At 68.3% G+C, this 23,822-nt stretch carries 19 protein-coding genes; 11 read left to right on the forward strand and 8 right to left on the reverse strand.

What is annotated here, in order from left to right; all coding sequences use genetic code 11:
• Window positions 1-136: 136 nt before the first annotated feature.
• On the forward strand, window positions 137-1,588 hold the full coding sequence (locus tag RV986_RS50230; protein ID WP_475923789.1) for a purine-cytosine permease family protein: 1,452 nt from the start codon (window positions 137-139) through the stop codon (window positions 1,586-1,588).
• Between the two features lie 56 nt (window positions 1,589-1,644).
• On the opposite strand, the gene RV986_RS50235 is transcribed toward RV986_RS50230, so the two are convergent.
• Window positions 1,645-2,811 carry a GNAT family N-acetyltransferase gene (locus tag RV986_RS50235; RefSeq protein ID WP_475923790.1) on the reverse strand — a complete coding sequence of 389 codons (1,167 nt, stop codon included), beginning with the start codon at window positions 2,809-2,811 and terminating at the stop codon, window positions 1,645-1,647.
• A gap of 698 nt (window positions 2,812-3,509) precedes the next feature.
• Here RV986_RS50235 and RV986_RS50240 point away from each other — a divergent pair.
• From RV986_RS50240 to RV986_RS50250, 3 genes are all read left to right on the forward strand, one after another.
• Window positions 3,510-5,885, forward strand: coding sequence for a lantibiotic dehydratase (locus RV986_RS50240; protein ID WP_475923791.1), 2,376 nt, complete (start codon window positions 3,510-3,512; stop codon window positions 5,883-5,885).
• Between the two features lie 8 nt (window positions 5,886-5,893).
• Window positions 5,894-7,198 (forward strand): MFS transporter, encoded by a 1,305-nt coding sequence (locus tag RV986_RS50245; RefSeq protein WP_475923792.1) that lies wholly within the window; start codon window positions 5,894-5,896, stop codon window positions 7,196-7,198.
• A 117-nt stretch (window positions 7,199-7,315) separates the two neighbouring features.
• The gene (locus RV986_RS50250; protein ID WP_475924703.1) at window positions 7,316-8,623 is read left to right on the forward strand and encodes a preATP grasp domain-containing protein; all 1,308 of its coding nucleotides are present in this window, start codon (window positions 7,316-7,318) and stop codon (window positions 8,621-8,623) included.
• Here RV986_RS50250 and RV986_RS50255 read toward each other — a convergent pair.
• Window positions 8,511-9,254, reverse strand: a complete 744-nt coding sequence (locus RV986_RS50255; RefSeq protein WP_475923793.1) for an aminotransferase class I/II-fold pyridoxal phosphate-dependent enzyme — start codon at window positions 9,252-9,254, stop codon at window positions 8,511-8,513. The two genes, RV986_RS50250 and RV986_RS50255, sit on opposite strands and share 113 nt — an antisense overlap.
• 97 nt (window positions 9,255-9,351) lie before the next feature.
• Between RV986_RS50255 and RV986_RS50260 the strand changes: the two genes are divergently transcribed.
• Window positions 9,352-9,633 (forward strand): hypothetical protein, encoded by a 282-nt coding sequence (locus RV986_RS50260; RefSeq protein WP_475923794.1) that lies wholly within the window; start codon window positions 9,352-9,354, stop codon window positions 9,631-9,633.
• A gap of 121 nt (window positions 9,634-9,754) precedes the next feature.
• Here the strand turns inward: RV986_RS50260 and dpgB are convergent, their stop codons facing one another.
• The 3 genes from dpgB to RV986_RS50275 are packed head-to-tail and all read right to left on the reverse strand — an operon-like array spanning window position 9,755 to window position 12,757.
• The gene (gene dpgB, locus RV986_RS50265) at window positions 9,755-10,471 is read right to left on the reverse strand and encodes an enoyl-CoA-hydratase DpgB (RefSeq protein ID WP_475923795.1); all 717 of its coding nucleotides are present in this window, start codon (window positions 10,469-10,471) and stop codon (window positions 9,755-9,757) included.
• 22 nt (window positions 10,472-10,493) lie between these two features.
• Window positions 10,494-11,573 (reverse strand): 3,5-dihydroxyphenylacetyl-CoA synthase DpgA, encoded by a 1,080-nt coding sequence (gene dpgA / locus RV986_RS50270; protein WP_475923796.1) that lies wholly within the window; start codon window positions 11,571-11,573, stop codon window positions 10,494-10,496.
• Window positions 11,574-11,599: 26 nt separating this feature from the next.
• Entirely contained in the window at window positions 11,600-12,757 is a 1,158-nt protein-coding gene (locus RV986_RS50275; protein WP_475923797.1) for a glycine amidinotransferase, read from the reverse strand.
• Window positions 12,758-13,448: 691 nt separating this feature from the next.
• Between RV986_RS50275 and RV986_RS50280 the strand changes: the two genes are divergently transcribed.
• From RV986_RS50280 to RV986_RS50305, 6 genes are all read left to right on the forward strand, one after another.
• Window positions 13,449-13,994 carry a 2-oxoglutarate and iron-dependent oxygenase domain-containing protein gene (locus RV986_RS50280; protein ID WP_475923798.1) on the forward strand — a complete coding sequence of 182 codons (546 nt, stop codon included), beginning with the start codon at window positions 13,449-13,451 and terminating at the stop codon, window positions 13,992-13,994.
• On the forward strand, window positions 13,970-14,359 hold the full coding sequence (locus tag RV986_RS50285) for a 2OG-Fe(II) oxygenase family protein (RefSeq protein ID WP_475923799.1): 390 nt from the start codon (window positions 13,970-13,972) through the stop codon (window positions 14,357-14,359). The genes RV986_RS50280 and RV986_RS50285 overlap by 25 nt, the downstream gene beginning before the upstream one ends.
• A gap of 174 nt (window positions 14,360-14,533) precedes the next feature.
• Window positions 14,534-15,910 carry a DUF6002 family protein gene (locus RV986_RS50290; RefSeq protein ID WP_475923800.1) on the forward strand — a complete coding sequence of 459 codons (1,377 nt, stop codon included), beginning with the start codon at window positions 14,534-14,536 and terminating at the stop codon, window positions 15,908-15,910.
• Between the two features lie 290 nt (window positions 15,911-16,200).
• A complete protein-coding gene (locus RV986_RS50295; RefSeq protein ID WP_475923801.1) occupies window positions 16,201-17,559 on the forward strand; it encodes an ATP-grasp domain-containing protein in 1,359 nt (452 codons plus the stop codon).
• Between the two features lie 57 nt (window positions 17,560-17,616).
• Window positions 17,617-18,540, forward strand: coding sequence for a TauD/TfdA dioxygenase family protein (locus RV986_RS50300; protein WP_475923802.1), 924 nt, complete (start codon window positions 17,617-17,619; stop codon window positions 18,538-18,540).
• Window positions 18,500-19,717, forward strand: a complete 1,218-nt coding sequence (locus RV986_RS50305; RefSeq protein ID WP_475923803.1) for a methyltransferase — start codon at window positions 18,500-18,502, stop codon at window positions 19,715-19,717. Before RV986_RS50300 ends, RV986_RS50305 begins: the two co-directional genes overlap by 41 nt.
• Here RV986_RS50305 and RV986_RS50310 read toward each other — a convergent pair.
• The 3 genes from RV986_RS50310 to RV986_RS50320 form a co-directional block, all read right to left on the reverse strand.
• A complete protein-coding gene (locus RV986_RS50310; RefSeq protein ID WP_475923804.1) occupies window positions 19,714-20,286 on the reverse strand; it encodes a 3'-5' exonuclease in 573 nt (190 codons plus the stop codon). The genes RV986_RS50305 and RV986_RS50310 overlap by 4 nt on opposite strands.
• 111 nt (window positions 20,287-20,397) lie before the next feature.
• Window positions 20,398-21,018 (reverse strand): GNAT family N-acetyltransferase, encoded by a 621-nt coding sequence (locus RV986_RS50315; protein WP_475923805.1) that lies wholly within the window; start codon window positions 21,016-21,018, stop codon window positions 20,398-20,400.
• Between the two features lie 118 nt (window positions 21,019-21,136).
• Window positions 21,137-23,806 carry a family 78 glycoside hydrolase catalytic domain gene (locus RV986_RS50320; RefSeq protein ID WP_475923806.1) on the reverse strand — a complete coding sequence of 890 codons (2,670 nt, stop codon included), beginning with the start codon at window positions 23,804-23,806 and terminating at the stop codon, window positions 21,137-21,139.
• Window positions 23,807-23,822 lie beyond the last annotated feature (16 nt).

A 23,822-nucleotide genomic window follows, 5' to 3' on the forward strand; every position in this document is an offset into this window, starting at 1 on the left:
CCAGGGTTTCACGGCGTGCCGGTTCGGACACACCGACCGGTATGGTCCGCCTTGACCGGCGTGGCTCGGGGGATGAGCGTAACCATAAGTGGTGAATGTTCTCATCACATGGTGAACACCATCAAAGGAGGCGCTCGTGAGCACAGTTTCTCAGCCACGAGTATCGGGTCTGGAAATCCGCTCCATCGACTACGTCCCCCTGAACGAGCGGCACGGAAAACTGTGGCATCTGGGGCCTCTGTGGTTCATGTCCAACGCGCAGATCGCCACACTGGCGGTCGGACTGATCAGCATCACCGAGGGCGGCAACCTCGTCTGGTCGCTGATCGCGATCGCCGCGGGCACCATTCTCGGTACGTTCTTCATGGCTTTCCACTCCGCGCAGGGCCCGCAGCTGGGACTGCCGCAGATGATCCAGTCACGGCCGCAGTTCGGCTATGTCGGAGCCCTGCTGGTGTGGCTGTTCGCCTATGTGCAGTACGCCGGGTTCAACGTCTTCAACACGATCCTGGCCGGCGAGGCCCTGCACAGCACGGTGCACGGCGGGGTCAAGCTGTGGGTCGTCGTGGTCACCCTCGTCGGGTTCGTCATCGCGCTGGTGGGTTACGACGTCATCCACCGCGCCGAGCGGGTCCTCACCTACATGTTCCTGGTCATCTTCGGGATCTTCACCGTGGGCATGCTGGTCACCCTGCACTATCCCCCCGGCTCCTTCGACCTCGGCGGCTTCAAGTGGACCCCGTTCCTGGCGCAGTTCGGGGTGGTCGCCGGCTACCAGATCAGCTGGGCCATCTACGTCTCGGACTACTCCCGGTACCTCCCTCCGGATGTGACCGTCCGCAAGACCTTCTACTGGACGTACTTCGGGTCGGCGCTCGGCGGTATCTGGCTGATGACGCTCGGGGCGCTGCTCGCCGGGTGGGCGGGCAAGGATTTCGAGACGGTCCGCTCGATCAACGCCGCGGGTGACAAGGTCTTCAGCGGGTTCGGTGCGATCGTGCTGCTGTTCGCTGCCCTGGGCCTGGTCTCGGTGACCGCGCTGAACATGTACGGCGGATCCCTCACGCTCATCAGCGCGATCGACTCGTTCAAGAGAGTGCGGCCGACCCTCGCCGTACGGCTCGTGACGATCGGCCTCACCGCGGTGCTCTCCGTGGTGGGTGCGCTGGCCGCCACCGCCCACTTCCTGGAGAACTTCAACAACTTCCTGCTCGTGGTGCTCTATCTGTTCATCCCATGGACCGCGGTGAACCTCATGGACTACTACGTGGTGCGTCGCGGCCACTACGCGGTCGCCGAGATCTTCAACCCGCACGGCATCTACGGCCGTTGGGGCTGGCACGGCATCATCGCGTATCTCGTCGGATTCGCCGCCATGGTGCCGTTCTTCTCCGTCGGCACGCTCTATGTCGGGCCTGCCGCCGATGCGCTCGGGGGTGCGGACATCGCCCTGTTCATCGGGCTGCCGGTCTCCGCGGTGCTCTACTGGCTGTTCACCCGGTCGATCGATGTCGACGCCGAGACACGCCTGGCCGAGGCGGAGGCCACGGCGCTGGAAACGGCGGCACACGAGCACCGAGAGCCATGACCTTCGCGTGGCCTCGGCGTAGCAGTCGTCGAGGCCGCGCGCCTTCGATGCAGAGTTCAAGCCTTGTGGAGCCCGCCGAGGAACTCGTCCAGCTCCACAAGGCGGATGCGCCCGACTCCGGGGGACTCCGCCCGGTAGTCGATGCGCGCGGCCCGTTGGTTGTCGTGGAAGTAGACGGCTTCGAGTGATCCGTCGGTGCCTTCAGTGAGCACGGGGTTGTCGACGAGGAAGTCGCGCACCTCGGCGGTGTCACGGCGCACCTGGAGCCACAGCCGCTTTCCGCCGAAGTGGTTCGGGGGGAGGACGACCCGTGTTCCGAAGCGGCGTTTCAGCTGGTAGGTACCCTTGCTGAGGAAGGCTTCGGTCCCCTGGAAATCGAGCCGCCGGACCCCGTTTCCGGCCGCCCATTCGATCAGGAGGAAGTACATCACCTTCAGCGCCCCGGCCGCGTAGTACTTGTCCGCTCCGTCGAGGACGCCCAGCAGCCGGGAAGTGAGCACTCCGGAGCGGGGGTCCCAGTGACACAGATGTCCGGCTATGCGCTCCCCGTCCATGGACAGGTGGAACAGCACCCCTGACCGGAACAGGCACTCGTACGCCGACTCTCTGCTCTCGGTGCGGGCCCGCGCCTCGTAGCGTTTGGACATCGTGGCCCGATACATGCGGTCGTAGAAGTACTCGAACCAGGCGGGGTCGCGCTCGATGCCGAAGGACCAGTCGTGCTGGCGCGACTTCTGGCGGAAATCCCGACGGGCGCCTTTTGAAGCGCTTGAGTGGATTCGGTCGAAGTCCCGGTCGAAGTCCAGTATGAAATGGACCCGGATGGGCATGATCAGTGACGCGTTCACGGGCAGGCGCTCGGCCTTCGCGGTACTGGTTCCCACGATGACTATGTCGGCTCCGGGCAGCCTGGGCGGATGCGTCAGCTGCCACCCTTTGAGGGTGGCTCTCTCGCGGACGGCGATCTCTTCCGCGCTGGATTCCCGGCGCTGCTCGGTGAATTCGAGCGCGTAGGCGAGCCCCTCGGGAACGCCCGAATACGAAATGGAGACCCCGCCGATGTCCGACCGGACAGCGGGGAATCGTGCCCAGCTTCTGGTGTCCCAGGCCACGCGCAGTCGGCTCAACAGTGGATGTCCGCTGTTGCGCCACGCGTAGCCGAGGTGCAGGCGGATACGCCGTGCCGGCGGAACCCGTGACGGCAAGAGGGCCGGACTCGTCATTTGTGAGACCACCTTCTGATCCCCCACATGGTCAGGGTGCCGTGGCTGCGAGTACCAGGCCCCGAAATGCGTTCTCGTCGCTGACAGGGAGAGTGCCGGTCATAGCCATGCAGAGGGACTATTCACGTTGCCTCCCACCGTTTGCCTCGTCACGGTGACCGATCACAGCTGCCTCGGAACGCTACCAAGCCGATTAGGGGCAGTCCACCGTTCATGAATACTTGTCCGAAAATGCTTGGCGGTCATGCAGGTTGTATTACCGCTGGCGTGTAGGGCCGAGCATGCTACGTATCGTGGTCGGTTTGTAGCCAGGTCGCCACGACGCCCCGCCTCCAGGACCGCGATCTGGTGAGCGCCCAATAGGCGCTAATTCAGGCTACGTTGGAAATCCGTCGAGAACTCCCGCACGCCTCCGGCCCCCTGGCGAGAGCACCGGTTCGACAATCGGATCATTCAAACCGAAGGTCTTTCTCCGGGACCGCAAGGACGACAGTCCGCTCGTTCACCTGTTCCGTTGACAGGCCAGTCGCACTGACGGCAAGGTCAAACGGAGCCTGCTTCTCCACTCATTCCCTCCGTTCCACTCATTCCCTCCGTGACAAGGCCGGTACGCGGTGCTCGACCTGCTGAAGGCGGAGTGTCATACCCCTGCCCGCCTCTACCGCGTATTCGACGTGTCCCCACGCTTGGAGGGCTGTGTGACCGATTCCCCGCTGTCGCCGTGGCTGCCCTTTCCGGCCATGGTTGTACGCAGCGCCGGCTTTCCAGTTTCCTGGCTCGCCGAACTGCACTCAGGCGCAACGGTGGCCGCACTGCGCCGAAACGACGACGCCACCGTCCGAGCCGTGTACGACGCCGAGGTGGCGCAGACCTCTGCCGCCGTCGTGCGCCGCTTCCGCGAGGAACCAAAGCTGCGTGACGCGGTGCAGTTCGCCAATCCGGCGCTGTGGCAGAGGCTGGCGCGCTGGCTGGATCGACGAGCCTTGACGACGGACGGCTGGCGCAGCGCCGACCGTCAGCGCACCGACACGCTGACCCGGCTGCTGCAGCGCTACTGCGCCAAGAACGAGACCACGAGTCATGCCGGACCCATCACCACCGCCTTCCTCCGCGCCGACCAGGTGGGCGTGACCTCGGTTCCCGGCGTGCCACGGCGACAGGTTCGCCTCTCGCACTGGGCGGCGGAGCGCTTACAGGCCTCGTTCCTCACCGGTGCCGTCGCAGCGCACCACTGGTGGCGCCCTCGCACGAGCGCCGGCAGCCACGTCTTCGACGGCGAACTGAGCGTCGTCCGATACGACTTCACCGAGCGGCATCAGCGTTTCTCCGACGCGGTCGTCAACGTTGCCCTGCACCGCTTGTCGCAGGACGAGGCGCGGGTGCTGCGGTGGTGCGACGGCAGCCGGTCCGTGGCCGAGATCTGTCACCGGTACGAGACGGAGTACGGCATGCCGCTGACGGAAGCCGTCGCCGTCGGGGTCCTGCGTTCGCTCGAAGAGTACGGGGCCGTCGTGACCGGGCCGGAACTCCCCTACGGAGTACACGACGCGATGCCGCTGCTGCGCCAACTCACCGTCGAGGTGGGCGACCAGAAGGCGGAGCGGCACGTGGCAGCGGTGGAATCCGCCCTCGCGGCCCTGGCATCGGCGGCCGACGAGACGGGCCGGGCGAAGTCGGCCACCGCCGTACAGACGGCCTACACCGCCGCGACAGGCGAATCGCCGTACCGGGCGCCCGGAGTCACCAACGGCGACCGCACGGTATTCAACGAGGACTGCGACAGCGAGTACGGCGCCATGGCCCTGGGACGGCCGATCCCCGACCTGGTGGCCCGTGAACTCGCCTTCGTCTACGACATCTTCCTGGTGCTGCCCCGTGCCCACCTGCACGCACTGCGTCGCATGATGCGGACATGGTTCGGCGGGGCCTTCGGCGCCGGTGCGAGCGTACCGATGGCCGACTTCGTCACCGCCTGCCTCTGTGATGACGCGCGACTGTCCGCCGGATTCGACGCGATCGAGTCGGAGATGTCCGCGCAGGCGGCGAAGGTGAAGGATCTCCTGACGCCCGCCGACCGCACCACCTCTGAGCATCACCTCACCGAAGAAGCGATCGCGGCCGCTCGCGCCCTGGCGGGCGACCCGCTGCCCGCTGTCTGCAACCCCGATCTGATGCTCGCGGCCGATGACCCGGACGCGTTGGCGCGCGGGGACTTCCTCGCGGTGGTGGGCGACCTGCACGCCGCCGAGGAGGGCCTCTCGCACAGTCTGTTCGCACCCTGGGTGGACGCGGCCGTGGGAGAGGGAACGCTGGGGGAGCGGGTGGCGGCTGCGTACCGGCCCCTTCTGGAGCCCGACGAGGATCTGGCCGACGTGACGCACCGACACCGCAGCAAGACCTACGCCCGGGCCGACCTGCCGTGCCTGGACATCGAGGCGGCCGACCGCTCGCCCCTGCCCGCCCCCGCGCGGGTACGGCTGCACGAACTGGTGGTCAGCGACACCGCGCGGGGACTCCGACTGCACCTCCCCGGCAGTGACCGTGCGCTGCGGCTGACCTCCCCGCCCCTGTACTGGCAGGGGGTGCGTACCCGCAATCCGTTCGCCGTGTTCTCGTTCCCGCAGCGCGTCGACGGTCTGCCTGTGCCCCTGGGAGACGAGGAATACCTTCCCCGCCTTGTGCACCGGAGGGTGGTGCTCCAGCGGGCGATGTGGGGACTGCCGGCGGCTTCCTGCCACGGCAACGACTGGTACGCGGGATTCCGCGCGGTGCAGCGTCTTCGGGAGGAGCACGGCCTGCCCCGGCATGTGTTCGTGAAGTTCCCCCAGGAAGTGAAGCCGCTCTACTGCGATCTGGACAGCCCGCTGCTGGTCCGCCAGGTCTCACACCTGGCCAAGGCGGCAGGGGACGGCAGATTGGTGGTCTCGGAGATGCTGCCCGACCCCGGCAGCCTGTGGCTCACCAGCAGCCTCGGGAAGGTCACTTCCGAGCTGCGTTACGCCGTTTTCAGCGCCGGTGGGACACGCCTTCCAGCGGCACGGCGTCCGGACGACGAGGGACAGGAGCAAGGGTGAAGGCCTCGATGCGAAGGCTCGTCGTCGACGTCGAGCCGCTCAGGACCGACGCCTCCTTCCGGAGGCTCTGGATCGGAGGGGCACTGTCGTCGGTGGGCAGCAGGATGACCACGTTCGCGGTCATCCTGCAGGTCTACCAGCTCACCGGATCCTCCACGGCCGTAGGTGCGGTGAGCCTTGCCACCCTGGGACCGACCCTCGTCATGGGTCTGATCGGCGGATCGCTGGCCGATGCGCTGGACCGCCGAAAGCTGGTTCTGGTGACCGGCAGTGGCATGGCCGGAGTCTCCCTGCTCTTCGCGGTGCAGGCCTTCGCGGGCAACGGGCAGGTGTGGCCCCTCTACGCGCTCACCACCGGACAATCGCTGCTCTTCGCCATCGACGCGCCGGCCCGTCGTACGTTCGTCCCCAGGCTGCTGTCGAAAGAAATGCTGCCGGCGGGCCTGACGTTGCAGATGCTGGCGTTCCACGCGAGCGTGATGGTGGGCCCGAGCCTGGCCGGCGTGCTCGCCACCGTGGGCGGGGTCAAAGTCTGCTACGTCATCGACGCGCTGACGTTCTTCGCCGCTCTGTACGGTGTCTTCCGGCTGCCCGCCATGCGGCTGGAAAAAGCGCCGACCAAGCCCGGGGCGAAGTCGATCTGGGAGGGATTGCGTTACGTCGGCCGCAATCGGATCGTGGCGGGAGCCATGCTCTCCGACCTGAGCGCCACGGTACTGGCCATGCCCTTCGCGATTCTCCCGGCCCTCAACACCTTCCACTTCGGGGGTTCGCCCAGCACTCTGGGACTGCTCAACGCAGCCCCGGCGGTCGGGGGAGTTCTGGCGATGTCACTGTCGGGGCCGCTGAACCGCGCCACACGGAAGGGCGCCTTGCTCCTGGGCGCCGGCACGGCGTGGGGGGTGGCATTGGCGTTCCTCGGGCTGACCGGGCAACTGTGGCTCGCCCTGGGGCTGTTGGCCGTGGCGGGAGCGGCCGACGCGACGGCCGTGGTCCTGCGCGGGTCCATTGTGCAGTCCAGCATTCCCGACGAGTTCCGCGGCCGCACCACCTCCGTCGACTTCGTCGTCGGAGCGGGCGGCCCGCATCTGGGGAATTTCCGCGGCGGTGTCGTCGCCTCGGCCGCCACGCCGTCGGTCAGTGCGCTCACCGGCGGACTCTCGTGTGTCGTGGCCCTAGGGCTCGTCGCACTGTGTTTCCCCGCGCTGCGGCGCTTCGACTCGGCGGCTGCCGACCCGCCCGCACCGGGCCCCGGCCCCGATCCCGAGCAGCACAGCGGCGAAGAGAGCGTGTCCGTCGGCGACCAGCAATGACCGGCCGCCGCCCGGTGGGCGGAACCGGCAAGCGACCAGAACCACTTGGTGGGGGTGCCCTCCCATGAGCATTCCGCGTACGTATCTTCCGCGTCTCGTCCTCACGGGGTGACTGACATGGTAAAGATCCTGATCGGCAACGACTTCGACGAGGTGCTGCGCACTCGCCCGGCATCCGGCTGGTGGAACCAGCGCGTGACGTGGTTCGCGGAGGACGGCGACATCGTCATCCTGCCGACGCAGCCGGAGGAGTCCTTCCTCCACTACGTGACCACGATGACCGGCACACGGCGTGCTTCGCTGCACATCCTGGTCCCGCCCACGGACGACGACTGCTCCGATGCCCTGTCAGGGCGGTGTCTGACGGACGAGCGTCTACTCGGCGAGATCCATGAGGCGCTTGCGGGCCGGACCATCACCAGTGTTCTCCCCCTGTGGCCCGGTGCCTCGATCGCCCGGATGGCGCGCGCCCTGGGGGCGCCTGAGGCCCTGGCGGGTCACGGCTTCGCCGAGCAGGGCGGGGGCGCGATGCTGAACAGCAAGACGGCGTTCCGAGCGATCGCCGCGGGCGTGGGAGTCAGCCTGCCGCCCGGGCGGGTCTGCGCCGACCAGGACGACGCCGCCGACGCGATCGGGCAACTGGTGGGCGCGGGCCGGATTGCCATGCTGAAGAAGGACTACATGTCGGGCGGCGCAGGCAATGAGATCGTGAGCCCGGTACCCGACCTGTCCCCGGTGGGCGCGAAGAACGTCGTGCTGGCCCACGACGACCCCTCCGTACGACGGTACCTGGAAGGCCGCTGGGACTGGCTCAGTGACGAGGGCAGACACCACTTCGTCGTGGAGCGGTACTTCCCCGGCAGTGTCGCGTGCTTCGCGGAGTTCCTGATCACCGATGACGACATCGTGTTCGGAGCCCACGGCGAGATGCTGTCGGAACCGGTGACGACGAAGCAGATCATCCCGTCGACGAGGTTCTCGCCGCAGGTGCTCGACGAACTCACCCGCCAGGGGCGGCGGCTGTGCGAACCGCTGCAGGCGATGGGGTACCGCGGGAGACTCAGCGCGGACGCGATCGTCACTCCCCGCGGCGAGCTGCTCTTCACCGAGTACAACGGGCGGGTGACCGGTTCGACGCACGTGTACAGCGTCTTCGGGGAGAAGGTCGTCGGCCGGGACTTCATGACGGACCGGGTACTGTTCGAGGGTTTCTGGCCCAAGGGCTGGTCGGTTCCCTCGTTCGACACAGCGGTGCGGCGCCTCACCGACGCCGGACTCGCCTACGCCCCGGACACCCGCACCGGTGTGATCATCAGCAGCGCCTTCGACCGGCGCGACGATACGCTGCTGCACTGTGTCGTCGCGGAGAGCTTGCCGGCGGCGCACGAAGTGGAGGAGAAGCTGGCGCGGCTCTTCGCCGGATAGCGCCAAGGCTGTGAAGTCCGCATTCATCGTCGTAGCTCCCCGCGCAGGAAGGCACCGAGCCGTTCCACGCCCGTGGTGATCTGCCGCGCATCCAGGCACTCCAGCAGCAGCGCGAGGTTTCGTCGGGGTGGGAGAAGTCCGGGGTCACGGAGCACACCCGCACCCGTCGGCCGGTGCGTCGGGCCGCTCGGCAGACCGCGCGCAGGGCCTCCAGGTGCGGGCCGTCCTCTGTCTCGGGAATCGGCACCATCTCCACGCCGAGCAGCCGGGCCGCGCCCGTGATGCCCACGTAGCAGGGGTCGGCCACCGCGAGCAGGTCGTCGTCGGACCGGATCAGGGCGCGCAGGGCCAAAAGCATCGCCTCCTGCGCTCCCACGGTGACCACCACCGCCTGCGGCGGGACGTCCACCCCGTGGTCGCGTCGGAGCAGATCGGCGAGCAGGTCGTTGATCAGCCCGCGGCTCGGCCCGTACTCGTACAACAGCCGGCGCGCCGTGGACGGGGTGTGTCCCAGCTCGGTGACCAAGTGGTCGAGGAACCGGCCCACGTAGCGTTCGAGGTCGAGGTCCGCGTTGGAGTCCGGATGCGGGGCGCCGGGGGCGAAGGAGATCGCGTCCGGGTAGCGGCGCATCACCTCGTTGAGGAACCCGACGGAACTCAGCGTAGGAGATCCTGCCGTTGCGCAGGTCTTTGAGGTTGACCCCGGCGCTGAACACGCGGCGCCCGGCGTGGCGCGGGTGGTCGACCTGCCCGCCACGCAACACCCCCACACCTGCGCGGTCGTCCAGCAGCGTCAGGCCCACCGCGGTCTCCTGGTCGGCGATCAGGTGGGCACCGGCTGTGGGCGAACGCAGCGAGGCCCCGAAGAAGATGCCCAGGTCGATCTCGTGCGCTTCCTTGTCCGCATGGATGTGTCCGCGGTCCTCGGCGAGCCGGGCCTCGGCGAGCCGGGTCTCGGTCGGCACCAGCCCTGGGAAGTGTGCCTGTGCTTGCCGTACCAGGTCCGGTAGCCGCTGCTGAGGTGTGCCGCCGTCGGTCGGCACGTCGTAGACCTGTGGTCCGTCCGGAGTCGACCGGTGGGCGCGGGAGGCCGCGGCAGCGGAGCGACCGGGGACACCGGCGCGTCGCACGTCATGTGTCCCCCATCTCGTGGCGGCGCACGACGGCCAGCCGTCGCAATTCCCGGTCACAGGCCGCCAGATGGGCACCCAGCGCATCCTGGAACTCGGCGGCGGGGGCCTCGAGGAGCAGTTGCCGCCGCACGGCCAGTTCCCGGTCGGAGATCCGTCCCATCAGCACCACGGCGGTGTGGGCCGCCGCTGCCAGGTCGTCGCTGAGCTGGTCGATGAGACCGAGCTCATGCGCCCGCTCGGCGTCCAGGTCATCGCCCCACAGCACGATCTGCCGGGCTCTGGCGGTGCCGAGTTGCTGAGCGAGCCGGTACACCGCCATGCCGGGCCAGAAGTGTCCGTCGTTCACGGGCAGCATCAGCAGCAGGCCCGGATCGCCGATCCGGAAGTCACTGGCGAGGAGCAGGTCCAGCGCCGGGCCCCCGCAGACGCCGACGGCCGTGCTGACGATCATCGCCGGCAGCCGTTCGAGACGGCGCACAGCACGCTCCCAACGGTTGACGTCCTGCACATCGGCCTGTGCGGGCGGCCAGGCCCGACGGTCGGCCGGTACCGGTAGCAGCCGCAGCCGCAGCACGGTGTGGTCCACTCGGCTCTCCACCCGATCGCACGCCGCGTTGAGCTCCGCGGTCAACTCCGGCCATGGACGTGTGCCGTCCACGTCCACGCACAGCCCGAGCTCGTCCGACGCATGCTCCTGCTCGCTGTTCGGCCGCATCGCCCCGCCTCCTTACGGCCCGTCACCACCGTGCGAGGGCCATCTCGATGGTCGATCCCGGGCCCATCGTCATCAGGACTCCGATGTCTCCCCGCGTCACCGTGCCCTCGTCGACCAGCCGTTGGTACGAGAAGAGGAAGGAGCCGCTGGACAGGTTGCCGTGGTCGCGCAGCACCCCGGTCGTGTGCCGGACGTCATGTCGGCTCAGGCCGAGGCCGATGCGCACCGAGTCCACCACCTTCTTGCCGCCGGCGTGCACCACCCAGTGACCCACGTCGGAGCGGGCCACCCCTGTCCCCGCGAGGAGCCGTTCCAGGGCTTCTTCCGCGTGGGCGCCGATCACGTAGGGCACCTGGGCATCGAGGAAGAAGCTGAACTTGTGCTGTTCGTCGTCCCAGACGAAACGCATGGCGTCCACCGCCTCGGGGATGGTCCGGCTGCCGAAGCGCAGCAGCTCGGGCCGGGGGGACGACGGGTCCTGGCCGCCGGTGGTCGCCGCGACGCCGCCGGTGGTCACCGTGACGGCCGCGGCCCCGTCACCGAAGAGGCTGTTGACCACGGAGGTGCGCCGCGTGCCGTCGAAGACGTAGGCCGCTGAGCACACCTCGATGCACACCATGAGTGCCAGCTCGCCCGGGTGACACCGAGACCACCCGGCCACCGAGGACAGCGCGTTGAGCCCGGCGTGGCAGCCCATCCCCACGACGTCCAGACGAGAGCACGTGGTGCTCAGTCCCATGTCCCTGAGCAGGAGTGCGGAGAACCCCGGGGTGAGCAGACCGGTCGAGGTGACACAGCACAGGTGGCGTACGTCCGTCACGTCCTGACCGCTGTCCGTCAGACAGGCGAGCACCGCCTCCCGGCCGAGACGCAGACCCTCGGCCGTGTGCTTGGCCAGGAGTTCACCCTGGGTTTCGGCTGCGGCGGAACGGTCCCGGAGCAGTGGCGGCAGGGTCAGGCCGCGCCGCTCGATGGTGCTGTTCAGGAAGATCGAACGGATCGACGGATCGGTGACGCCGAAGATCTCCAGGAGTTCCGGCTGGCTGTAGGAGACCGGCGGCACCGCGGTTCCGACTCCGGTGATCCGAGCATGGGCGGGCATGTGGTCTCCTCTGGGGAGTTCTCCCTTCAGGACAGGTAGTCCTCTGCTTCTCCCTGGCGGACCGTGTCCAGAGTGAAGCAGTGGAATCCACCGCCGAACAGCCGACGGTGCCGGTGGCGCACCGGGACCACGGTGAACTCGTGCTTCTCCAGCGTCCGCATCAGCTCCGGGCAGGCGTCATTGACGAGCACCGTCTCCGGCGACACCGACAGCACGTTCAAGTCGATGAAGGGGCTGGCGAGGACCAGGTCGTCATTGTCGTACGAGGGGAAGTGGTTGTGTTTCGGGGCCGGCGGAACGATCAGGTCCCAGGAGCGCAGCCTCTCCGGCAGCTTGTCGCGTACGGCGGGCGAGCGGACGAGCAAGGTGCCCGGCCGCAGCGCCAGGACCATGCTGTCGATGTGACTGTCACTGAGTCGGTGCACCCGGTGGATGCGGAAGCGGTCCGCCAAGTGGCGCTCCAGCCAGTCGCAGCCCATCGCGTGGTTGGCCGTGGAAATGTTGACGACCAGATCGCGGCCGAGTCGGAGCACCTGCGCTCCGTCGAACATCATCTCGGTGCCGACGTCGTAGCAGGAGGGCTGCGGAGCCGCGATGGGTTCGGTGGGGCCGCCCACGGTGCTGACGCGTGCGTAGGACAGATCGAAGGACGCGTCGGTCATCAGCGGCCGCGGCATCACCGTCCAGCGGGCCCCTTGCTCGAAGTACCGCTGGAAGACGGGCTTGAGGAACTGGGTCTCGAAGTAGCGGGAGCGGATCATGGGCGGCGTCTCGATGATCTCGTCTCCGAGAATGAGCGTGTTGTCCCGTACGTTGAGCGGAGGCACCACGGACGCGCTCCAGCCGGGAGTGCGCACCTCGGCGGTCCCGGCATCCACGTCCATGGGCCGGTGCACGGTGACGCCCAGCGTGGTGAGCGCGCTCACGATGCCGGCCAGGTCCTCGGTCAGTTCCTCCACATAGCGTTGCTTGATCGGCGCTGTGCCGCTGGGCGCAGGATTTCCGAGGCCGCCGGCGGTCAGGCGGGGGTAGTACCACTCGGAGCGCGAGGAGTTGTCGCCGGCGATGTTGTCGTGGAAGAAGAGATCGAAGGACAACTCCCGGTGGTGTGAGGTGTAGTTCGTCGCGGAGCCGACCACCACCTCCTTGAGCGGCGACCATTCATCGAAGCTGTTGAGCATCATCGGGAGCTCCATCGATCGTCGTCATGAGATACGTCGGGCAGCCCGACTGGGGGAACGGCCCGGAGAAATGCTGTCGGGTGCGCCAGGAGTGCGCCCCTCGTGCGCCGTGTACTCCGGCACGTCCGTCAAAGGGCCGGAGAGAAGTTCTGAATCTGCCCGGTGCATTTCAGTGTCGGACACGTGCCGAACGAAGGGAAGACCGGGACCGGCGGCCAGGACGGCATATTCGGCCACATCCCGTCCCTCTTCCGGGCGCTCCCTGTTCTGCTGTTCTATTCCCTGGAGTATCAGGGGAGCCGAATGAAAGACGACTGTCCCAACCGGCCGCATTTCGAGCCGATAATTGGCCTCTCCCGACTGCCCGCAAGCTGTCTGAAACTCGTTCCCCTGGGGTTGTGCTGCATGTGTGAGGACTCACAAGATGACACGGCATTGGGGCGCCATTCGGGCGTCGACAAGAATCGAATCCATGGTCGCCAGGGTTGTTCTCTGTGAGGTCTTACCCAAAGGTCGAAGGTTCGAAGCAACGGTTTCGCCGGGGAACGTCGGCGTATCGGAAAAGAATTAGTGTTCGTACAGCTGTCCTGGTCTGCGTGGGCCCCGCCACGATGACGGTCATCGCAGGCGTCAGGCTCCCGGACGGGGCAGCCGGCATGCGGTCTTCCGATCGATCAAAAAGAGGGGATACGGGGTGGTACCGCACGTAGAACTGCCGGGACACCCGGCCGGGTGGACCTCGAAGGAACGGGCGGCAGTCGCCGAAGCGATCGGCGGCGTCTGCCGGCGCGAGGGCTACTTCTTCGTACACAACCACGGTGTGCCCGCGGGGCTTGTCAAAGAGGTCTACGAGGAGATGCGGCGGTTCTACCAGCTGCCCGTGGCGGAGAAGAACAGATACGACGCCACGGAGGAGTCCCAGTTTCTGGGTTACCGCGGGCTCGGCCGAGAAAGGAGCCGTACCCACAGTGGCACCGAGGCCTGCGAGCAGTACCGGATCGGCAACATCACCGATGACCTTGCCATGCCGGACTCCGTGGACTTCTATCACGAACATTTCCCGAAGTCTGTGGAACTCTTCGGCCACCTGACGCGGATGGCGACGCAATTCTCGCCGCCTGCGCCCTGGACCTGGGGCTGGAAGAGAACTCTTTCACAGGACATTCGGGCGCGCCGCTGCACCGCCTCGGTCTCAACTTCTACGGTGCCGGCCATTTGTCCCGCGTCGGTTCGAAAGTGAACTACGCGATGTCGCCGCATATCGACCTGTCCCTGCTGACCATCATCGACCAGGACGAACCGGGCCTGGATGTCCGTGATCCGGACGGGACGTGGCTACAGGTCCCCGTCGTCGAGGGCGCGCTGTTCGTCCTTCTTGCCGATTACGTGCAGCGCTGGTCGAATGGGCTGCACCGGGCGGCTCCGCACCGCGTGAGCGCGGTATTCCGCGACCGGATGTCGATCCAGTACAAGCACCGGCCCGACTACGGCGTCGTCGTCACCCCTCTGGACTCCCTCATCGGTCCGGCCGACGTGCCCAAGTACGGCCCACTCGACACCGGTTCCGACTACGTGGCAGTGCTGAGGTCGATTCTCGGCAGGTGACGCGGCGCGACCGGTGCGAGATCGCGCATGACCCATCGCGCATGACCCATCGCGCATCACTCATCGTCTCTCGCGCCCATGGATCAGTTCGGGAGCACCTCGACGACAGGAGGCAGAGGCCACTGTGAACGGACTTGAAGCGGGTCCCCGGCCAGTTCCGGAGGCACGACCGAGATGACGCATCCGAGCGCCGGGACGGTGACGCGCAATCCGGTCCTCGACCATTACCAGCGACTCTCCGACATTGTGGCGTCCTGCGGCCAGGAACGCGTGGATCGTCCGGACCCGGACGGCTTCCGGCCCGGGTTCGACTTCCCGGAGCTGGATGACAGGATCCGCGAGTATTTTTCCGCTGCCACTGTCTCCTGGCGTCCGCTGAGGGATCTACAGGGGCGGCGCGTACGGCTGCTCGACCTGACCGGCAACCCGGCCACGCAGACCACCAAGACTCTGGCGTCCCTGCTCATCGTGGCCCGAGCCGTTGAACACGTGCGGCGCACCGGGGTACCAGTGGTGCTGGTCACCCCGACCTCAGCCAACAAGGGCACGGCACTGCGTGACGCCGTGCTCCGGGCCCTGGACCTCGGCCTCGCCGAGCCGCACCAGCTGCGGGTGGTGACGATCTGTCCGGCCGACTGCCGAGGCAAGCTGCGGCGCAGCCGGCTGGCCACCGACCCCGAGCTCCGCTCCCTCAACCCTGTCCTCATCTACACGGGTCGGCAGGCCGAGGACGTCAAGCCGCTGACCCGCGCGTTCGTGCGCGAGCACGCGGCAGACTGGGCCCGGCGCACCGGCGGCCGGCTGTGGTTCTCGCTGGATCTGTCCAACTACATCGTGGCCGACGCCACACGGGCTCTGTTCGAGCACGATGTCGCCCCGATCCTGCCCGGTGAAGCGCGGCTGCACGCCCATGCCGTCTCCAGCGCCTTCGGGCTGCTCGGCTACCACACCGGCCGGGACCTGCTGGAGAACGCGGGCGAGGCCTCATCCGCCCAGCGCCCGGAGTCCTTTCTCGTCCAGCACCTGCATACCCCCGACATGGTGCTCAGCCAGCGCTTCGGCAGCTTCGACCGCCGTAACGCGCCCCCGTTCGCCTGGGACTCGGACACACGGCTGTACCACCAGGACACCGAACCGTGCTTTCCGTACACGACGGACAGCCCGAACGAGATTCTCGACCCGACCTTCTACACCCACCGGCCGCCCACGGCGGAACGCATGAACGACATCATCGGCAAGTTCGGCGGCGGTGGCATCGTGGTGTCACGGTACGAGTGCCTGCGGCACTACCAGGCCGTCCGGGACGAACTGGCCGATGCCGGAGTCTCTTTGCCCGAGAAGCCGGACCAACTGGCCGAATGGTCATTGGTGATGGCCATGACCGGTGTGCGGGAGGGCGTGCGGCGCGGGCTCATCGGTCCGGACAGAACCGTGGTGATCCACGCGTCGGGCACTTACACACACGGCGACTACCAGCCGCCGCGGGACGACGAAGTGCATCTGGTGCAGGACGCCGCCGACGTGGCCGCCGTCATCGTCGGAGCCGTATGAACGGCCCGCGAACGGCTCCCTGGTCACCGGACAGAGCACTGCTCGCCTGAACGGAACTCTGCTGTACGGCGCCGACCTCCGCTGTACGGTGCCGACCTCTGGTGCAGGGCGCCGCCCGGGAACCCGCCATGTCCGGTGACCACCGGAGGGACGCGCCGGACGGAGTCGCTCGCTGTCGTCGACGGCACGGTCCGCTTCACCGGGCCGCCCCATGACATTCCGACTCGACGGCCCTGACCGCACAGCAGTACCTCCAGCCGCTCACCACGTCGCACGAAAGGTTGGCGCCAGTGGAGTTGGAAACCCACCCGTGGCCCGGTGCCCGTCCCTTCCCGACAACGCACCGCAGCTCCGCAGACGACATCAGCCGGGTGCTCCGCCACGAGCTGCGCGACTGCGGAACGTGGCTGCACGTGCAACCGGTCCCCCTGGAACCGTTCGCGGTCTCCCGGTCCGCCTACGACGAGCTGTTCACCGCTGCTCGAGGGCTGCTCGGCCTGCTGCGCCGGGCCGTGCTGGAGGCAGCGCCCGCCCGCCGGGGCAGACTGGCGGCCCTGGGCGTCAGGCCCACCGCTCGATCCTTCCCGTTCTTCATTGACGACGACGCCTTCGAGCTGCGCCACTGCGATGCCATGGCGCGCCCGGACGTGGTGATCGGGCCGAACGGCCCATGCTTCGTCGAGTTCAATGTCAGCGGGGCGTTCGGCGGTCCCACCGAGACACACGGATTCGGGCAGGCATGGATGCGCCTCTACGGAGGGCCGGGACGGACGCTGCCCTTCGCGGCGGACGACCCGTTCGTGGCCCGCGCCGAGCTGTTCGAGGACGTGTGTGCCGAACTCGGGGTGCCGAGGGCGGTGGCGTTGGTGGGCAACCGGGTGGACCGCCGGGGAGAGTCCACCCGGTATTTCGACGGCGAAGCCGCCCATCTGCGTGAGCGGGGTTTCGACGCCGAGGTTCTTGAGCCGTGCGACCTGCCACAGAAAATCGGCCGTCCGGGCAGCTTGCGGTTCCCGCTGGCGCTGCGCTACTTCAGCCCCGGTGACTGGGTCTCACGCGGTGAACCGCTCGGCCCGGTGCATGCCCTGCTTGCCGCGGGCTGCGTCCTCTACCCGCCGGAAAGCAGCTACCTGCTGGCCAACAAGCGCCTGCTGGCCTGGCTTTCGGAGGGCAGGCCCTGGATGTCCGACAACGACCGGCGGCTGGTGCACCAGTACGTGCCCTGGACCCGTGTCGTCCAGGAGGGCAAGGTCCAGTGGAGGGGCGACCCGGTGGACCTGCGGCAGCTCCTGACCGCACATCGGGAGTTGTTCGTGCTCAAGCCGGCTGTGGGCATGGTGGGCCGCGGAGTGGTGCTCGGCCGCTCGTGCCCAAGCCCCCAGTGGGAGGCGAGCGTCACCCGGGCGCTGGGCGCCCGTGACGCCATCGTGCAGGAGTACGTGGAACCGGCCCGCTACGAGCTGGAGATGGTCGAAGACCCCGGCACGCAGCCGTACTGCGTCGCGGTGGCACCGGTTCTGAGCCCTTTGCTCTTCGGCGGTCGGCCGGGCGGGGTGTACGCGCGCTACTACCCGGACGGACGCAGCGGGGTGATCGGCGTGGCCCAGGGCGGCGCGATGGAGAACGTGGTGCTCGCGGCCTCCACCTGAGGTCTCACGGCACAGCTCGAATCCATGGGACCAAGGAGGAGGAGGTGGCTCGGCCACATGCCAGACGAAACGTGGAAGATCGATCGACTCACCGGGAGCATTGGCGCACAGGTGTCAGGGCTCGACGTCCGCCGCGCGGTGTCGGCCGACGCCGACCGACTCCGAGAACTGCTCAAGGAACACGGCGTGCTCTTCCTGCGCGGCCAGCCGGCCGATCCGGCGGCTCTGGTCGACTTCGCCGCCCTGCTCGGCGACGTGCTGCCCGCCCACCCGCTCAAACAGGGGCTGCCCGACCACCCCGAGGTACTGGCGAACCAGACCGGGGACGTCCGCCCGCGGGACATACGCTGCCGGGACGCTCACAACAGGCACGGCACCAACTGGCACATGGACTGCACTTTTGTCCGCGAGGTGCCCACGTACTCATTGCTCCAGGCGGCACGCGTGCCGCCGGCAGGCGGCGACACCCTCTTCGCCGACCTGGCGGGGGCCTACGCGGCGCTGTCGCCGCCGTTGCGTACCCTCGCGGACGGCCTGAGCTGCCGTCACGACGTACGCCGTCTGTACACGGACTGGCTCGCGCCGGACGCCGACCCGCTCCAGCGTGACCGGCTGCTGGCCATGCCAGTGGTGTGCCACCCGCTCGTCGCCGTCGAGCACGGCGCAGGCGGCCGCCGGTCCCTGGTCCTCAACCCCAACTGCGTATCGACGATCGAGGGCCTGTCCGACCTGGAAGGCCACACCCTGCTGGACCTGTTCATGCACCACGCCCTCGTTCCCGAACGCACGGTGCGTTGGCGGTGGGCCGTAGGCGACATCGCCGTGTGGGACAACGTGCGTCTCCTGCACAACTACGTCCTGGACCACGGCACTTCCGACCGCCTGATTCACCGCGCCCTGGCCGGTTCGGGGCCGCTGACCGGAGTGAGCGTCAAAAGCCATGAGCCAGCCCCCTGCCCCGACAGGCAGTCCAGCCGATGAGGACCGCGCCGCGATGAACTTTCCGACCAAGCGCAAGCACAGGCACAGGCACGAGCACGAGCCCAAGGACGAGGAGACAGACACGGATACGGATGCGGATAGGGATGCGGATAGGGATGCGGATACGGATAGGGATACGGACAAGGCCCCACCGGACTCGGTCCTTGAGCGTTTCCATCTCCTGGTGAATGCCCCAGCCCTGTTCAACGCCCTTGTCACCGCACTGGAATTGGACCTGTTCACCACCCTGTCGGGCCGGCCGTCGTCGTTCGACGACCTGAGATCCGCCACCGGACTGCCATCCCACTCGCTGCGCGTGCTGCTGCACGCCGTCTGCACCACCGGACTGCTCGAACGGCACGACGGCACGTACGAGAACTCTCGTGTGGCCGAGGAGATGCTCACCGGCGACAGCCCCGACAGCTGGCGTCACATTCTGGTCGGCTGGAGGGAGGTGTACTACCCCGCCTTCGCCCATCTGACCGACGCGCTCAGAGCCGGTACGAACACCGCCCTGTCCGCGTATCCGGGCAGCGAGCCGACGCTCTACCAAAGGCTCCGGCGCACACCCGAATTGGAGATCGTCTTCCACCGCGCCATGACCGCGTTCACCCTGCGCAGCGTAGACGCGCTGGTGGACAGTGGCCAGTTCGCCTCGGTACGTCGGCTGCTCGATGTGGGCGGCGGCGACGGCACCACCAGCAGCCGGCTCGTCGCGCGCCACCCGGAACTGACCTCGACCATCTTCGACATTCCCAGTGTGTCGCACATCGCCGAGCGGACCATCGCACCGGACGTCGAGGACCGGATCACCATCCACCCGGGCGACCTGTTCGCCGATCCTTTCCCAACAGGCGCCGACACCGTGCTGTTCAGCCACGTACTGGAGATTTTCTCCGCCGAGCAGATCACCACGTTGCTGGTGAAGGCCCGGGACATCCTGCCGCCCGGCGGACGAGTCCTGATCTACGGGTACAACGCCTCGGACGATGAGACCGAGGGCTGGTACTCGGCCCGCCTCTCGCTCTACCTCAATGCCCTGGCCAGCGGCCAGGGCATGGCCTACCCGTCGTGCGAGTACGAAGAATGGCTGCGGCGGGCAGGCTACGACCACGTCCGAACCCTGAAAGACCTTCCTTACGAACACGGCCTGCACATCGGGGTGAAGCCCTGCTAGTGGACCTGTGCGTCCGGCCAGGCTCGCCGTCCGACGAGGTCGAGGATCAGGGCGGCGATGTTCCAGGCGTCGTCTTCACCCCGGTGGTGTCGCCCCTCCAGCGGCAGCCCCGCGATGCGCAGGGCCTGCGCCATGCCGGGCCGCTTGCGCAGGCTGTGGGCGTTGGTGAAGACCGCTTTGGCGTTGGTGTGCCGACGGCCGAAGGGGTACGCGACTGCGGTCGCGCCGCACTGGCGGGTGAACTGGTGGCGGTCGTAGTCGCCCCAGCTGGCCCATGGCCGCTCGCCCGCACGGTGTCGGGTGGCCAGAAGGCGGCAGGCCTCCGCGAAACTGACCCCGGCCGTGACCTCCTCCTGGGTGAGCCCCGTCAGCTCCGTGCAGAACGGGCTGACGGCCGAGCGCGCGGGCATCACCAGGATGCGGTGCTTCTCGACCCGTTCGGCCGTGCCCAGATCGACGACTGTCAGGCCGATCTCGATGATCTCGCTCGGGGATCCCGGCGGGGGCCGGCCGTCCCAACAGGTCGCTTCGACATCGACGACGTTCAGCAGTCGCCCGGCACCGTTCATACCGGTGAGACTAGACAGCCGTGCGATCTGTGGTCATCCGGTTTTCCGGCGGCGGCGATGGGACGTCGCTGTCGCACGGGCGGTCCTTCCACCGTTCGTCCGTGACCGCGTTCAGACGGCTGTCGGCCTGCCCAGGTATGTGAGAGAGCCAGGGTCTGGCACGGGGATCTCCTGGAAGCCGAGACGGTCGTAGAACGCCCGCGCGGCGGTGTTGGCGGTGACCATGCCCAGGTGCACAGCGGGCACCCCACGGTCGTGCAGCGCGGCCAGAAAGATGTTCATCAACGCCCGGCCGTAGCCGCGTCGTTGGAAGTCCGGCAGCAGATCGATGTGCAAGTGCGCCGGATGGCCGGCGAGTTCGGGCACGATCATGCGCTCGGGGGTGTGCAGCAGCACGACCATCTGCTCGCTGGGTGTACGGGGTGGTGTGGTGGGCTTGGGGTAGCGGTGCGCGACGCGCGGGATCCAACTGTCACGGAAGTGTCTGACGAACTCTCCGGTGTTCGCAGTGCCGACGATGTAGCCGACGGCCCGGCCGGTGCCGTCGTCCAGCACGAAGGCCAGTTCGGGCTCCAGATGGCAGTAGGGCTCGGCGAAGAGGGCCGGCATCAACTCCTCGTCGGGGTAGAGGGTGCGCGAGTCCCCTCCTGCGTCCGCAGTGCGCACGCACACGTTCGCCACGCCTGCACGGTCGGTGGGCCGGTAGGCGCGAATGAGCGGCTGTTGGTCCATGGGTGGCATCCTGACCCTCCTGGGAGCGCTCCCACAAGTGGTTGGGTACGGGCCAGTTGGTTGTCAGGGATCTGCCGCCGAGCCCGGGCGGACCGTCCGGGCTTCGGCCGACTGAGGTTCACGGGTACCGGATCGCGGTCGGCGGCCAGGCCGGGGCGGTGTAGGGACGGCGGAACGTGTGGCGTCCCGAGCCGATCTCGAACGGGTCGCTGCCGTCCGGGAGTTGGACCTCGGCCCGGGTGTTCGGGGGGACCACCGCCTCGACGACGAGGGTGTCCCCGTTGATGCCCTCGATACGCCAGCCCGCCTCGGCCCTCCCGTACGGGGTGTCGTGGGCCGCCTTCGCCCACGTCAGATCGCCCCCCGGGACCGGGGCGACACGCAGCCGCCGCCAGCCGGGTTCGGCGGCGGCGAGACCCGCGACCGTACGGTGCAGCCAGTCGGCGACGGCACCGAGCGCGTAGTGGTTGAAGGAGGTCATCTCGCCGGGGTTGACGGTGCCGTCGGGCAGCATCGAGTCCCAGCGCTCCCAGACGGTGGTGGCGCCCATGGTCACCGGGTACAGCCACGACGGGCAGCCCTTCTCCAGGAGCATCCGGTAGGCCAGCTGCGGTTCGCCCGCCGCGCACAGGGCGTCGCAGATCAGCGGCGTGCCCGTGAAACCCGTGGCGATACGGAAGGACGCGCGGCGCACGATGTACGCCAGCCGTTCGGCGGCGCCCCGACGTTGACGTTCCGTCGGCAGGAGCGAGAAGGCGAGTGCCAGCGCGTACGCGGTCTGGGCGTCGGAGGCCAGCCGGCCGTCCGGCGTGACGAAATGGTCGGCGAACCGCTCGCGTACGGACTGTGCGTGCGCGCGGAAGCGGACGGCGTCCTCTTTGCCGTCCAACTGCCCGGCGCGGTCCAGGAGTTCGGCGGCTTCGGCGAGGACCTCGGTGGAACGGATGACATACGCGTTGGCGACGAGGTCGCCGTCGGTCCGCGCCTCGCCCGGATGGTCCGGCGGGGCCTGCGGGTCGAGCCAGTCCCCGAGTTGGAAGTCCTGCCGCCACAGTCCGTCACCCTCGGCGGTGAGCCGGATCGTGGCCTCGCCCCAGGCCCGCATGCTCGGGTACTGGGTGCGCAGCACCTCCAGGTCCCCGAATCGCTGGTACAGCGTCCACGGCAGGAGCACCGCGACATCGGCCCACACCGCCTGGGCGCCCACGCCCTGGAAGGCGGTCGGCAGCACATCGGGGACGACCAGGGGCGGCACACCGTCCGGCCGTGCCAGCTGTTCCGCGGACAGGTCGCGCAGCCAGCCGGCCAGCATGCCGGAGCAGTCGTGGAGGAAGGACGCGGTGGGCGCGAAAACCTGGATGTCGCCGGTCCAGCCCATGCGTTCGTCGCGCTGCGGGCAGTCCGTGGGGACATCCAGGAAGTTGCCGCGCATGCCCTGCACGACGTTCTCGTGCAACCGGTTCACCAGCGGGTCGGAGCTCTCGAACCAGCCGGTGCGGGCCATGTCCGTGTGGACCACGACCGCCTCGACGTCGGCGGGGTCGAGCGGTCCGGGCCAGTTCCCGATCTCGGCGTATCGGAAGCCGTGGAAGGTGAAGTGCGGTTCGTAGGTCTCCACGACTTCGTTTGTCTCCACGCCTTCGCCGCGCAGGACGTAGCTGTCCGTGGCGCGGGCGACCCACAGGGGGCGGGTGCTCAGTTCGCCGTCCTCCAGCACCTCCGCGTGGCGCAGGGTGACCTCGTGCCCGGCGGCGCCCGAGACGCGGATGCGCAGCCGGCCGACCAGGTTCTGTCCGAAGTCCAGGACGGTCTTCCCGGACGGTGTCGTGGTGACCGCGACCGGGGCGACGGTCTGGGTGCGTCGCACGGGTGGACCCGTCGGTGCCACCAACTCGGCCCGAGGCGGCGCGAGTTCGCGGACGGGTGTCCAGTCGGACGCGTCGTGTCCCGGCGCGGACCAGCCCGGCCGCTCGTGCCGCGCGTCGTAGGCCTCGCCGTCGTAGATCTCCGAACGCAGCACGGGACCCACCGCCGTGCGCCAGTGCTCGTCGGTCACGACGGTCTCGGCCGTGTCGTCGGCGTACACGATCTCCAACTGGGCCAGGAGCGCGCGGTGGTCACCGTAGATGTTGCGCCTGCCGCCGTGGAAGCCCAGACGCCCGGTGTACCAGCCCTCGCCGAGCAGCGCGCCGATGGTGTTCTCACCGGTCCGCAGCAGTGGGGTCACGTCGAAGGTCTGGTAGCGCAACCGGTGCGCGTAGGAGGTCCAGCCGGGGGCCAGGACGTGGTCGCCGACGGGCTCGCCGTTGATCTCGGCCTCGTAGACGCCGTACGCGGTGATGTACAGCCGGGCCGAGGCGACGCGGCCGATGAGGGCGAAGTCACGGCGGAGCAGCGCGACGGGCAGCGGCTCCCCGGCGGGGGCGCGGTCCGGGGTGACGGGCCGCGCCGTCCAGTCGGCGGGCTCCAGGAGTCCGGTCTCGGCGTACGCGGTCCCCGACCAGGGCGACGGCTCGTCCTCGCCCTCACCCCAGACACGTACGCGTACGCCGACGCGTTCCCGGGAGCCGAGGCGCGGCCCCGGCCACGGGACGAGGAGGGACTCGGCGGACGCCACGCGTCCGGTGTCGGCGACGACCGTGCCGTCGGCGGCGGTGATCTCCACCTGGTGGGCGGCCTGCCGCCAGCCGGTGGCTTCGGTGACCGTGCGCCAGCTCAGGCGGGGTGCGGACTCGCCGATGCCCAGCGGCTCGCGGTGGTGCTCGAAGGCGGGCGGTGTGACATGCACAAGGATCAACTCCGGC

Source organism: Streptomyces sp. RLA012, assembly GCF_056270325.1.

Excerpts from the sequence above, each read along its gene's own strand:
- RV986_RS50290 (WP_475923800.1), top strand. The coding sequence starts at position 14,534 with ATGACGCATCCGAGCGCCGGGACGGTGACGCGCAATCCGGTCCTCGAC.
- dpgB (WP_475923795.1), bottom strand. The coding sequence starts at position 10,471 with ATGCGGCCGAACAGCGAGCAGGAGCATGCGTCGGACGAGCTCGGGCTG.
- RV986_RS50245 (WP_475923792.1), top strand. The coding sequence starts at position 5,894 with ATGCGAAGGCTCGTCGTCGACGTCGAGCCGCTCAGGACCGACGCCTCC.
- RV986_RS50255 (WP_475923793.1), bottom strand. The coding sequence starts at position 9,254 with ATGCGCCGCTACCCGGACGCGATCTCCTTCGCCCCCGGCGCCCCGCAT.
- RV986_RS50300 (WP_475923802.1), top strand. The coding sequence starts at position 17,617 with ATGCCAGACGAAACGTGGAAGATCGATCGACTCACCGGGAGCATTGGC.
- RV986_RS50310 (WP_475923804.1), bottom strand. The coding sequence starts at position 20,286 with ATGAACGGTGCCGGGCGACTGCTGAACGTCGTCGATGTCGAAGCGACC.
- RV986_RS50235 (WP_475923790.1), bottom strand. The coding sequence starts at position 2,811 with ATGACGAGTCCGGCCCTCTTGCCGTCACGGGTTCCGCCGGCACGGCGT.
- RV986_RS50250 (WP_475924703.1), top strand. The coding sequence starts at position 7,316 with ATGGTAAAGATCCTGATCGGCAACGACTTCGACGAGGTGCTGCGCACT.
- RV986_RS50275 (WP_475923797.1), bottom strand. The coding sequence starts at position 12,757 with ATGATGCTCAACAGCTTCGATGAATGGTCGCCGCTCAAGGAGGTGGTG.
- RV986_RS50305 (WP_475923803.1), top strand. The coding sequence starts at position 18,500 with ATGAGCCAGCCCCCTGCCCCGACAGGCAGTCCAGCCGATGAGGACCGC.
- dpgA (WP_475923796.1), bottom strand. The coding sequence starts at position 11,573 with ATGCCCGCCCATGCTCGGATCACCGGAGTCGGAACCGCGGTGCCGCCG.
- RV986_RS50315 (WP_475923805.1), bottom strand. The coding sequence starts at position 21,018 with ATGGACCAACAGCCGCTCATTCGCGCCTACCGGCCCACCGACCGTGCA.